The sequence below is a fragment of the Maritimimonas sp. 2405UD52-3 genome (assembly GCF_056591715.1).
In genome coordinates this window covers 637,561-649,640 of the sequence record NZ_JBWQOL010000002.1, presented here as the reverse complement: position 1 = coordinate 649,640, position 12,080 = coordinate 637,561, and the positions used below count along the sequence as shown (strand labels likewise).

Sequence of the window (12,080 nt, the reverse complement as noted above, 5' to 3'; positions counted from 1 at the left end):
TATATTTGCACTTCTAATTTATGAACATTTTAAGAGGTTGATGTGTAACTTTTTAAGTATAAATTAGACTGATGAGCAAAACAACTTTACATGAAATTTTTAAGAGAATTATTAGCAGTTATATTAGGAGTCTTTATTGCCGGCGGTATTATGTTTTTTGTCTTTATGGCAATGATCACTGCCTCAGCTAAAGCGTTTGGTGATGATGGAGAGGTAGTAGTAAAGAATAACTCTGTTTTAGAACTGAATTTAGAGAAAAACATACGTGACGATTATAATGTTACTGACCCGTTTTCTGATGCTTTTGGCTTTGGCGATGGTGAAATGCTTGAAATGCATGAAATCATAAGTGCTATTGAAAATGCAAAGACAGATGAGAATATAAAAGGCATTAGTATTAATACGCTTTTTGTAAATGCAGGTATTGCCCAAACACAAGCCATTCGTGATAAATTATTGGAATTCAAAGAATCAGGTAAGTTTATTACTGCTTACGCCGATTTTTATACACAGAAGGGTTATTATCTGAGTTCTGTAGCTGATTCTGTTTTTATCAACCCAGTAGGAGCAACAGACTTTAAAGGATTAGCAAGCGAAGTATTGTATTATAAAGATTTGGAGGATAAAACGGGTGTAAAAATGGAAGTGATTCGTCATGGAAAATATAAAAGTGCCGTTGAACCTTATCTAGATAATAAGATGAGCGAAGCAAACCGCGAGCAAATCTCTTCATTTTTACATTCCATTTGGGATGAAATAGTGAATGATATTGCTACGAGTAGAAATAAAACCACAGATGAAATTAATTTGATTGCTGATAGCCTTTGGGTAAGAAGTCCTGAATTGGCCATGCAACATAATATGATGGATGGGCAATTGTATCAAGATGAATACGATGCTAAATTGAAGTCATTAACAGGAGTTGAAGAAGACGATAAATTGAACTCGGTTTCTTTAGAAGATTATATTAGCACAGGAAAGGGAAGAATTAAGAGTACATCTACCAATAAGATTGGTATAGTCTATGCTCTTGGTAATATTATGTATGGAGAAGGAGATCAGAATTATATTGGGCAGGAAAAAATAATAGGATCACTCAAGAAACTGAGAAAAGATAAAAATGTAAAGGCTATTGTTTTACGTGTAAATTCCCCTGGAGGTAGTGCGTTAGCGTCTGAATTGATTTGGAGAGAACTTGAGTTGACTAAGAAAGAGAAACCTTTGGTAGTGTCTATGGGTAACTATGCAGCTTCTGGAGGATATTATATTGCTTGTAATGCAGATACCATTGTTGCTGAGCCAACAACTATAACTGGTTCTATTGGCGTGTTTGGTATGATACCCAATTTTAGTAAGCTAGCTGATAATATTGGTATTAATGCAGAACAGGTGGGTACAAATGAACAATCATTAGGATATAGTCCGTTTGAACCAATGGATGAAAGTTTTAGAAAAGTTACCAAAGAAGGTGTAGAGCAAATTTATACTACGTTTGTGAATAGAGTAGCTAAGGGTCGCGATATGGAGTCTGCACAAGTTGATAGTATAGCACAAGGTAGAGTTTGGACAGGTATAGAAGCTTTAGAATTAGGTTTGGTTGATACATTGGGAAGCCTAAATGATGCTATTAAGATTGCCGCAGATATGGCGGAGATAGATGAGTATAGAACTACTAAATACCCAAGATATAAAGTAGATTTTGAAGATGCGTTGAATCCATTTTCGTTTAGTGCTAAGCTGAAAGATAAGATCTTAAAAGAAGAATTGGGCCTGCAGAATTATTCTATCTACAAGAATATTAAACAACTTTCTGAATTTAAAGGTATACAAGCTAGAATGCCTTTTGAGATTACAATTAAATAATATGTTTATTGGATAAAGCGTTTCATTTCACTTCGGTATTTTGAAGCGCTTTTTCCTGTAAATTCCTTGAATAGTTTGTTAAAGTGTGAAAAGTTATTGAATCCACATTCATAACAAACATCAGTAATACTTTTTTGACTTTCAGATAATAGTTTGGTAGCATGAACTACTCTGTATTCATTCACCAGTTTAGTAAAAGTCTTTCCAGTCGCTTTTTTAAAATACCTACAGAAAGCAGGTACAGTCATACTCACTTCATCTGCAATTTCTTCTAACGGAATTGTTCGCTGAAAGTTCTCATTAACGTGCTTAAAGATAGTGTCGATCTTTTCACTATCCTGAGGTTGAGTTTCAAAAGCAAAACCGTCTACATTTAATAAAGTATAGTCCTCTGCTAAAGCCATTAGCTGCAAGATTTCTAATAATTGTGTAATCCTGTCGAAACCTTTAAGGGCAACAAGCTCTTCTATTTTTGGTCCTACAACTTTTTTGGTATCTGGCTTATAGAGAATTCCCTTTTTAGCTTTTTCAAAAAGGTTACTAATAGCATTCATTTCTGGGATATTAAAAAAAGATTGACCAAGAAAATCAGGTTTAAATTGAACAATGGTTTCCGTTCCCTTCATAGTTAACCTATCAGTAAAACCATTGTGAGGTAAATTAGAACCTATTAAAATTAACTGACTGTTATTAAAATATGACAAATGGTTTCCTATATGACGTTTTCCTTGCCCTTTGTTGACGTAGACTAGTTCTATTTCAGGATGAAAATGCCAAAAAGGTGTTTTGGTATGATGCGATTCTGTATGATGTAGTACTGATACGGAGCTGCCAAACTCCGGACTTATCTTTTCAAATGCTGGCTTCTTTACGATCATCATCTAACAATTTTTACAAAGATAAAGCATTCTTGGGGTAGGACATATGCATTTTTAACTCATTTGTATGCTATATTAACATATATTAAATGTTAAATAACCATTGAGGTTAATATAGTATATAAATTAGCCAAACCTGTTGTTTTTTTAGGTGCAAATCAGATCTAATTTTGCAGCGTTTAATAACTTAAAACAAAAATTATGAAAGGGTTAATTAAGAAAAGTTTAGTTACGGTAGCATTGGTTGCTACGGTAATGGTAAGTTATGGAAATGAGATTTCTATTACTGAAAACGCTAGAAAAGGAGTTGCAACAAATGTAACTTTTAAAAATGTAAAGCAAGGTGCGTTATTGATTATTAAAGATAATAATGGCTTAACTTTATATAAGGAGAGAATTGAAAATGAGGGTAATTACTCAAAAGGGTTTGATTTAACAGCTTTACCAAATGGCGATTACTATTTTGAATTAAATGGTAATGTTGAAATAAGAGTGATTCCTTTTAAAGTAACTGAAAATGTTGTAACGTTTAACAAAACTGCTGAAGAAAAAATCTTCAAACCAGTTGTATTTGTAAACGGAGATAAACTACACGTTTCTAAAATGGCACAAACTAATGAAACCATGGAGGTAAAAATGTACTTTAATGGGTATGATTTAGCTTTTGCTGACACAATTGAGAAAGAAGGGAACACATTTGGTAAAGTATATGATTTCTCAACTTCAACGGCAGGTTCTTATACTGTTGTTATTAAGTCAAATGGCAGGGAATTTGTAAATGAAATAGAAATCTAGAAAATTTTATAGACAGAAAGTAGAATTTTGATTCATAAGTTTAGTTAATTGGTTGAAGCGGGTAAATAGCCCGCTTTTTTATTTTCTATGTAAGGTCACAAAGCTGTAGTTGTATTTATGTTTTTCATCTGCCTTATGATCTTCTCTTGATACTTCTTTCCAAATAGAAGTATCTATTTTAGGAAAAAATGTGTCGGCTTCTAGGGTTGTATCTACCAAAGTGAGGTCTAATACATCAGCTATTTCCATAGCTTGTGCATAGATTTGACCACCACCTAAAATATAAGGATTGTCATCTACTTTAGCAACAGCCAAAGCATCCTGAAGCGAGTTTGCTATAACACAGCCTTCAGCTTTAAAATTTGTATTCTTTGTAATTATGATATTGGTTCTGTTGGGTAGGGGTTTACCTAAGGAATCAAATGTTTTTCTGCCCATAATTACATGGTGTCCGGCGGTTACTCTTTTGAATCTTTTTAAGTCATTAGGTAAATGCCATAGCAAATCATTATTCTTGCCTAATTCCCCATTTTTACCAATGGCAGCAATGATGGTGATCATTGGTTTAGGCTTTTTTTTTCTGAATTTGGTAAGGCATTCTCAGGAGTAATTACCTTATTTTTAATAAGGTTTTTTTCTAATTTTTCTAACTTTCTTTCGTGTTTGGCAATCAGTTTTTCGGTTTCTATGCGTTCCCAATCTTTACTGAAGAATTTTTTGGTAATAAAAACATTAATAAAATGAAGTATCCATACAAAAAACCAAAGAGCTATGGCATATTTAAACCACTCACCAAATTGTTCGCCTACCTTAAAAATGATATTAAGCACAATCAAAAAGACTGATCCTACTAGAAATAGGATAAAATGGTAGTATAATCGTTTTTTTTGCTGCGTACGCTTGCGCGCTTTCTCGTAGATTTCGTGTTGTTCTTTGTGTTCCAAAAAATATTATTTATCGAAGTAACAACAAATATAGCCAAACTGTGGGGGATATATTACATGCTTTTGAGCCATTCTTTGATGTAGCCTGAAAAATCTTCAGTTTCTAAAGCATCACTTACTTCATCCATACTCAGGTGCTCATTGTCTAAAGTGTTAAGTATAGATTGAATGGCATTTAGCCTATTTATATCTTCAATTTTGCCGATGCGCTCAATAATATTTTTTTTTAATTCTTCTCTTTCCATTTTTTCCATGTGTTATTTTGCTAAGTTATAATCTTACACGCGTATATCAAAGTTAATTAATTGAAAATTTATGTTAATAATTAAATAGCAGTAAACCAATAATTTGATCACAAAACTATTATTAATTACCTCAAAATGCCTGTTAAAAAAAAGAAAAATTCATAATTTTAAGGTAGCAATTTTTTTATTCTTACTTTTTTGAATGTCAAAAAATTATACATTCATAAAAATACACCTTAAAGTGAATATTTTTTATGTTAATTTCAATACTTAACTACCTTTGTACCATAATTTTAAACTTTAAATCAAAGAAAAAATGGCGATTAAAAAGCAATACCTAAAAAGTAAGCCAGTATGTAAAGTAACTTTTACGGTACCGGCAAAAGATGCTAAAAAAGTAGCTGTAGCAGGTTCTTTTAATAACTGGAATGAAAAGAAGGCTAGCTTAAGAAAATTAAAGAATGGTACATTTAAAGGTACTTTAGATCTTGAAACAGGAAATTCTTATGAGTTTAGATATGTTGTTGATGGTAATTGGCAAAATGAAGAGCAGGCTGATGGTTATGCTTGGAATGATTATGCTGCCGCTGAAAATGGTGTATTAAATCTATAAGATTAAATTAAGTTAGAAACACAAAGGCTTTCAAAATTTTTGAAAGCCTTTTTTGTTTTATACCGCTACAGCCCCTTTTATATGAGGGTGAGGATTGTAATCTACCAATGTAAAATCTTCAAAAGTAAAATCTTCAAGACCTTTTATTTCTGGATTTAAGATCATTTTTGGGAGTGGTCTAGGATCACGAGATAATTGCAATTCTAATTGTTCTAAATGATTGCTGTAAATATGGGCATCACCAAATGTATGAACAAATTCTCCAGCTTCATAACCACATACCTGAGCCATCATCATGGTAAATAAAGCATAGCTTGCAATATTAAAAGGGACTCCTAAAAAGATATCTGCACTACGTTGATATAATTGACAGGATAATTTTCCATCTGCTACATAAAATTGAAAGAACGCATGGCAGGGAGGCAGTGCTGCTTTGCCGTTGGCTACATTATCTGAAAAAGAAATAGAAGTATCGGGTAATACACTCGGGTTCCAAGCAGAAATGAGCATACGCCTGCTATCAGGATTGTTCTTTAAAGTATTTACAACTTCTTTTAATTGGTCTATATCATCGCTATTCCAATTACGCCATTGGTGGCCGTACACTGGTCCTAAATTGCCATTTTCATCAGCCCACTCATTCCAAATACGTACCCCGTTTTCTTGTAAATATTTTACATTAGTATCACCCTTAATAAACCAGAGTAACTCGTAAATAATAGATTTTAAATGTAATTTTTTGGTAGTAACCATTGGGAAACCTTTGCTGAGATCAAATCGCATTTGGTAACCAAACACGCTCTTAGTGCCCGTTCCTGTTCTATCACTTTTTTCATTTCCGTTTTCTAAAACGTGTTTTACTAAATCTAAATACTGTTTCATAAGTCCCTTTTGATTTCCCCAAAGAGAAAAAAATTACATGGTAAAAGTCCATATAAATTTACGGAAAAGAAAAGGCTTTTACATTTTAATTTCAACAATTATAAAGAGTTTATTAACGAAGTCCTCTTTCCTTGGGAGAGAGGCTTATCCTATGATCATTCCGGCTATAGTGGCTGAAATCAAAGAAGCAATAGATCCACCTATGAGTGCTTTCATACCAAATTCAGATAAGGTTTTTCGTTGGCCTGGAGCCAAGGACCCTATACCGCCAATCTGAATACCTATGGAGGCAAAATTGGCAAAACCGCATAACATATATGTAGCCATAATAATGGACTTACTATAGGTAAGGTGTGTTACATTTGCAGCATTTTTTAAATCGGCTAATTGAATATATCCCACAAATTCACTGGCGGCAAGCTTGATGCCTAGCAATTGTCCCATCAACATCATATCTTCCCTTGCCACACCTATCAACCACATTAAAGGGGCGAAAATGGTGCCTAAAATTGCTTCTAATGAAAATTGCTGATAAGGCGTATTTGCGACCATCCAAGAATTTAAATTTGTAATATCTCCTATCCATCCAAAAATACCATTGATCATAGCAATAAAAGCCACAAATACAAGTAACATAGCTCCCACATTTACTGCTAAACGTAAACCTTCTGTCGTACCATTAGCAATAGCATCTAAAATATTAGCACCTATTTTTTCAGAAGACACATGTACATCAGTATTTACACTTTCTGTTTGTGGATATAAAATTTTTGAAATGACAATGGCTCCGGGAGCTGCCATGACAGATGCAGCTAATAAATGCTTAGCATACACCAAACGTAAGGAGGGATCATCTCCACCTAAAAATCCAATATAAGCCGCCAATACGGCCCCTGCAACTGTGGCCATACCACCAATCATCACCAATAAAATTTCAGACTTGTTCATTTTTTCTAAGTAGGCCTTAATCAATAATGGAGCTTCTGTCTGACCTAAGAAAATATTACCTGCTACTGATAGACTTTCAGCACCCGAAATACCTAAAGCTTTTGTCAATATCATAGCCATGAATTTTACCACCTTTTGGATAATACCTAAATAAAACAATACAGAAGTTAAAGCTGAAAAGAATATGATTGTTGGTAGAACTTGAAAAGCAAAAATAAACCCGAAGGAATTTACATCCATAACTCCGCTAAATAAAAACTCGCTACCAGACCGTGTAAATTCTAAGATACTCACAAATATCTGACCAACATAGTCAAAACCCTTTTTTATGAAAGACACTTTCAAAACACCAATAGCTATCAATAGTTGCAAGGATAAACCTATTCCAACTGTTTTCCAATTAATTCCATTTCGGTTACTGCTAAATAAAAATGCAATGAATATTAAAACAAGCATACCTAATAGCCCTCTCCATAAACTTTCAAAAGAAAACCCTTTACTAGCAATTATTTTATCGTCTGAGGTTTCCTTTACAAAGAAATTGGGGTGTGAATCTGAAACGTATACAATTACCTCATTTCCATTTTTTAATATTAGCTGATTTTTAGAAGATTCAATAATCTCGAAATATATATCGATTGCTTGAGGAACTTTTTGTTTAAATACCAGTAAATTATTATTCTGGAGCCAATAACCACTATTAAACAAGTTTTTGTTTATAGATGTATACTCACCATTTACATTAAGAGATAAAAATTCTTTTCCCTTTTCAAATTTTAATTTGTCATCTATACTATCGGGATAACTTTCATAGACTAAATGTTTATTTAACTGCCAATCGTTAACTTTTAAATCGGCTATATTGTTTACTTCATTTTTTTTGAACTTATAGCTAATACCTTCTCCTTTAAAGACTAACGTTGAATCAGTAAGTTCAACTATTTGATATGTTCTTGTAGTGTCTTTAGGGGTATCGTAATAAAAAACAAGTTCATCATTATGATGCACATATTTCCCAGAAGCCTTTAGGTTATTTTTAGCTTCTAGTTGATAATTAAATTTACCATCTTTTAAGTGGAGTGAATCCGTGTCTAAAATTTCGAATAATGATTGACCATCAGAATTTTCAATAGAATTGAACAGCCACTCTTTCTCGATATTTTGGCCAAAAGAAAATTGTAAAATGAAAACGTAGAAAAGGGCAAAAAATAATTTTCGCATCATATCTGTAGGGCTTATTTTTGCTGACGTTTTGAGATTTCGTCACGAAGTTTTGCCGCCAATTCATAATCTTCATTGGTAACTGCTTCGTCTAATTTATTATTGAGTTCGTCTAGTGAAATATCCTTATATGAAACTTCTTTAGAGGTATCAGTAATTAATTCTTCAACTTCTACTTTTGAAGGTTCTATATCGGGTTCTTCTTTAGATTTTAGGTAGATACCTGCCTTGTCAAGAATATTTTCATATGTGAATATAGGTGCATTAAAGCGTGTAGCCAAAGCTATGGCATCTGAAGTTCTTGCATCAATAATCTCTTCAATCCGATCGCGCTCACAAATCAAACTTGAATAAAACACACCATCTACCAATTTATGAATAATAACTTGTTTTACAACAATTTGAAAACGGTCTGAAAATGTTTTGAAAAGATCATGTGTAAGTGGTCTTGGTGGCTTGATTTCTTTTTCTAATGCTATGGCAATAGATTGGGCTTCAAAAGCCCCGATGATAATAGGTAAGGTACGTTCTCCTTCAACTTCACTAAGTACCAATGCATAGGCACCACTTTGGGTTTGGCTATATGAAATGCCCTTTATATTAAGTCGTACTAAACTCATTTATAAGTTCTAAATTAAAAAGGCTGTCTAACTAAGGACTTTGTTGCCCTAAATTAGACAGCCTTTAGAGGCACAATTTATAAAAAATTATGCGTTCTACGCTTTAAACGCTTTTAATTTTTCAATCAGTTGAGGTACTACTTCAAAAGCATCTCCAACAATGCCATAATCAGCAGCTTTAAAGAAAGGAGCTTCAGGATCTGTATTGATAACCACTTTCACTTTTGAGGCATTTACACCTGCTAAATGTTGAATAGCACCAGAAATACCTATAGCTATATATAAGTTAGAAGCAACAGGTTTTCCTGTTTGTCCTACATGCTCAGAATGTGGTCTCCAACCAAGATCAGAAACGGGTTTAGAACATGCTGTAGCCGCTCCTAAAACATCTGCTAACTCTTCTATCATCCCCCAATTTTCAGGACCTTTTAATCCTCTTCCTGCAGAAACAACAACATCAGCATCAGCAATTGTTACTTTACCACTAGCTTTATTTAAACTTTCTGATTTTATTCCTAATTCAGGTAAGCTTACACTGAAACTCTCAGAAGATCCAGATATAGGATTCTCATGTGCGCCATACGAGTTCTTGGCAACACCAATTACTTTTTTTGCCGTTGAAATAACAGTGTTATTAAATCCTTTATTTGAAAATGCTTTTCTTTTTACTACAAAAGGATCAGTACTGTTGGGTAGCGCAACCACATTAGAAGCATAGCCTGCTTCTATAGCTACTGCCACAAGAGGAGCAACAGTGAATCCATCTACACTTGAATCTATAATTACAACATCAGCACCTTCAGCATCAACAGCTTGCTTTATAATGGAAGCATATGCTCTAGCGTTGAAAGAGGTTAAATTACTTTCAGATACTTCTAAAACTTTTTCTGCTCCATATGCATATAATTCAGAAGCATCGCCTCCGTTTATAGTTAGTGCAGTCATGTTACTTCCTAATTGCTCAGCTACCTTCTTTCCGTATGAAACTACTTCAAAAGCAGTTTTTTTAAATTTTCCTTCCGATGCATCGGCAAAAACTAATACAGACATATTTTTAAGTTTTAAATATCAAATCTCAAAATTTTAAAATCAAATTTTGGGATTTGTTTTTTTGTTATTTGAATATTTTAAATTGCTTTGGCTTCATTATGTAATAAGTTAATAAGATCATCAACATTATCTACCAATTTTACAGCACCTTTAGGAGCAGGTTTTTCAAAATTTTGAGTAGCCGTCGTTATTACAGCTCCAGTTGGTTCAACTACATTTAACGGTTTTTTACGCGCCATCATAATTCCGCGCATGTTAGGTATACGTAGGTCTTTTTCTTCAACTATTCCTTTTTGTCCTGCAACCACCATAGGTAATGTAGAACTTACTTTTTCTTCACCGCCATCAATCTCTCTTTCTAAAGTAACTGAATTTCCTTCCACTTCAATACCTACACTACCATTTACAAAGTTGTAATCTAGTAGCGCGGCCAACATACCTGGTACCATTTGACCGTTGTAATCGGCAGACTCTTTTCCCGTTAAAATTAAGTCATACTCTCCATTTTTGGCTACTTCAGCTAACTCTTTAGCTACTAAAAACCCATCTGTGGGCTCAGTATTTACCCTAATAGCTTCATCTGCACCAATTGCTAAAGCTTTTCTTAAGGTAGGTTCTGTAGAAGCATTACCTACATTTACTACGGTAATTGATGCACCCTGCTTTTCTTTAAACCACATAGCGCGTGTTAATGAAAATTCATCATATGGATTGATTACAAACTGAACACCATTCGTATCAAATTTCGTATCATTATCGATAAAATTGATCTTAGAAGTGGTGTCAGGAACGTGACTTATACAAACTAATATCTTCATTTTTAATTTATTTATAGGTATAAAAATATATACTTAAAATTTGTGTGAGCGAAGATAATACATTTTCTTAATTTATTATGCATGCATAATAAAAATATTCTTCAAGACCACGTGATTAAACATTAGTATTTTCTATTTTTGCTATTCATTTTAATTTACCCAAATGAGAACAATTCAATTTAGAGAAGCGGTTTGTGAAGCTATGAGTGAAGAGATGCGTAGAGATGAAAGCATTTATTTAATGGGTGAGGAAGTAGCCGAATATAATGGGGCATATAAAGCTTCAAAAGGTATGCTTGATGAATTTGGTGAGAAGCGTGTAATAGACACTCCCATTTCTGAATTGGGTTTTGCTGGCATTGCTGTTGGTTCTGCAATGAATGGTAATAGACCCATTGTTGAGTTTATGACGTTTAACTTCTCGTTGGTTGGTATTGATCAGATTATTAATAATGCTGCCAAGATGCGACATATGTCTGGTGGGCAATTCAATATTCCTATTGTTTTCAGAGGTCCTACAGCTTCTGCAGGTCAACTTGCAGCAACGCATTCGCAAGCTTTTGAAAGCTGGTATGCCAATTGCCCAGGCTTGAAAGTAATAGTGCCATCAAATCCTTACGATGCAAAAGGCTTATTAAAAGCAGCCATTCGTGATGACGACCCAGTAATTTTTATGGAGTCTGAACAGATGTATGGTGATAAAGGTGAAGTACCAGACGGTGAATATATCTTACCAATTGGAGTTGCAGATATTAAAAGAGAAGGAACAGATGTAACTATCGTTTCTTTTGGTAAAATCATCAAAGAAGCTTATAAAGCAGCTAATGAATTGGCTAAAGAGAATATTTCGGCTGAAGTTATAGATTTAAGAACAGTACGTCCTATGGATCATGACGCTATTTTAAATTCTGTTAAAAAAACAAACCGATTGGTCATTCTAGAAGAGGCATGGCCATTTGGTAGCGTAGCTTCAGAAATAACTTATCAAGTACAAGAACAAGCATTTGATTATTTAGATGCACCTATACAACGAATTACTACTGCCGATGCACCTGCACCATATTCGCCAGTGTTACTAGAGCAATGGTTACCAAATGCTAGTGATGTGGTGAAAGCTGTAAAGTCAGTGATGTACGTAAAATAAATTGGCATTAAAATTGTTATATAGATTCCTTTCGAGTTCAGCTCTGAAAGGAATCTTAT

At 33.7% G+C, this 12,080-nt stretch carries 13 protein-coding genes; 4 read left to right on the top strand and 9 right to left on the bottom strand.

The features are described 5' to 3' along the window. The first annotated feature begins 90 nt into the window (after positions 1–90). Positions 91–1,863 carry a signal peptide peptidase SppA gene (gene sppA / locus AC1EU5_RS07215; RefSeq protein ID WP_480191697.1) on the top strand — a complete coding sequence of 591 codons (1,773 nt, stop codon included), beginning with the start codon at positions 91–93 and terminating at the stop codon, positions 1,861–1,863. 5 nt (positions 1,864–1,868) lie between these two features. On the opposite strand, the gene AC1EU5_RS07210 is transcribed toward sppA, so the two are convergent. Next, the gene (locus AC1EU5_RS07210; RefSeq protein WP_480191696.1) at positions 1,869–2,741 is read right to left on the bottom strand and encodes an AraC family transcriptional regulator; all 873 of its coding nucleotides are present in this window, start codon (positions 2,739–2,741) and stop codon (positions 1,869–1,871) included. A 201-nt stretch (positions 2,742–2,942) separates the two neighbouring features. Here AC1EU5_RS07210 and AC1EU5_RS07205 point away from each other — a divergent pair, with 201 nt between their 5' ends. Continuing rightward, positions 2,943–3,536, top strand: a complete 594-nt coding sequence (locus AC1EU5_RS07205; RefSeq protein ID WP_480191695.1) for a hypothetical protein — start codon at positions 2,943–2,945, stop codon at positions 3,534–3,536. A gap of 78 nt (positions 3,537–3,614) precedes the next feature. On the opposite strand, the gene AC1EU5_RS07200 is transcribed toward AC1EU5_RS07205, so the two are convergent. The 3 genes from AC1EU5_RS07200 to AC1EU5_RS07190 are packed head-to-tail and all read right to left on the bottom strand — an operon-like array spanning position 3,615 to position 4,734. Beyond that, positions 3,615–4,097: a dihydrofolate reductase gene (locus AC1EU5_RS07200; RefSeq protein ID WP_480191694.1), complete on the bottom strand. Its 483-nt coding sequence runs from the start codon at positions 4,095–4,097 to the stop codon at positions 3,615–3,617. Next, positions 4,094–4,480, bottom strand: a complete 387-nt coding sequence (locus AC1EU5_RS07195) for a 2TM domain-containing protein (RefSeq protein ID WP_480191693.1) — start codon at positions 4,478–4,480, stop codon at positions 4,094–4,096. The genes AC1EU5_RS07200 and AC1EU5_RS07195 overlap by 4 nt, the downstream gene beginning before the upstream one ends. Positions 4,481–4,533: 53 nt before the next feature. Beyond that, on the bottom strand, positions 4,534–4,734 hold the full coding sequence (locus AC1EU5_RS07190; RefSeq protein WP_480191692.1) for a hypothetical protein: 201 nt from the start codon (positions 4,732–4,734) through the stop codon (positions 4,534–4,536). A gap of 307 nt (positions 4,735–5,041) precedes the next feature. On the opposite strand from AC1EU5_RS07190, the gene AC1EU5_RS07185 reads away from it, so the two are divergent. Next, positions 5,042–5,338 carry an isoamylase early set domain-containing protein gene (locus AC1EU5_RS07185; RefSeq protein ID WP_480191691.1) on the top strand — a complete coding sequence of 99 codons (297 nt, stop codon included), beginning with the start codon at positions 5,042–5,044 and terminating at the stop codon, positions 5,336–5,338. Positions 5,339–5,395: 57 nt separating this feature from the next. Here the strand turns inward: AC1EU5_RS07185 and AC1EU5_RS07180 are convergent, their stop codons facing one another. From AC1EU5_RS07180 to AC1EU5_RS07160, 5 genes are all read right to left on the bottom strand, one after another. After that, on the bottom strand, positions 5,396–6,220 hold the full coding sequence (locus AC1EU5_RS07180; RefSeq protein WP_480191690.1) for a thymidylate synthase: 825 nt from the start codon (positions 6,218–6,220) through the stop codon (positions 5,396–5,398). Positions 6,221–6,364: 144 nt separating this feature from the next. Beyond that, entirely contained in the window at positions 6,365–7,678 is a 1,314-nt protein-coding gene (locus AC1EU5_RS07175; protein ID WP_480191834.1) for a NupC/NupG family nucleoside CNT transporter, read from the bottom strand. A gap of 725 nt (positions 7,679–8,403) precedes the next feature. Beyond that, positions 8,404–9,009: a bifunctional nuclease family protein gene (locus AC1EU5_RS07170; protein ID WP_480191689.1), complete on the bottom strand. Its 606-nt coding sequence runs from the start codon at positions 9,007–9,009 to the stop codon at positions 8,404–8,406. Positions 9,010–9,105: 96 nt separating this feature from the next. Beyond that, positions 9,106–10,059, bottom strand: coding sequence for an electron transfer flavoprotein subunit alpha/FixB family protein (locus AC1EU5_RS07165; RefSeq protein WP_480191688.1), 954 nt, complete (start codon positions 10,057–10,059; stop codon positions 9,106–9,108). A gap of 77 nt (positions 10,060–10,136) precedes the next feature. Beyond that, positions 10,137–10,877 carry an electron transfer flavoprotein subunit beta/FixA family protein gene (locus AC1EU5_RS07160; RefSeq protein ID WP_480191687.1) on the bottom strand — a complete coding sequence of 247 codons (741 nt, stop codon included), beginning with the start codon at positions 10,875–10,877 and terminating at the stop codon, positions 10,137–10,139. Between the two features lie 163 nt (positions 10,878–11,040). On the opposite strand from AC1EU5_RS07160, the gene AC1EU5_RS07155 reads away from it, so the two are divergent. Next, positions 11,041–12,021 (top strand): pyruvate dehydrogenase complex E1 component subunit beta, encoded by a 981-nt coding sequence (locus tag AC1EU5_RS07155; protein WP_480191686.1) that lies wholly within the window; start codon positions 11,041–11,043, stop codon positions 12,019–12,021. Positions 12,022–12,080 lie beyond the last annotated feature (59 nt).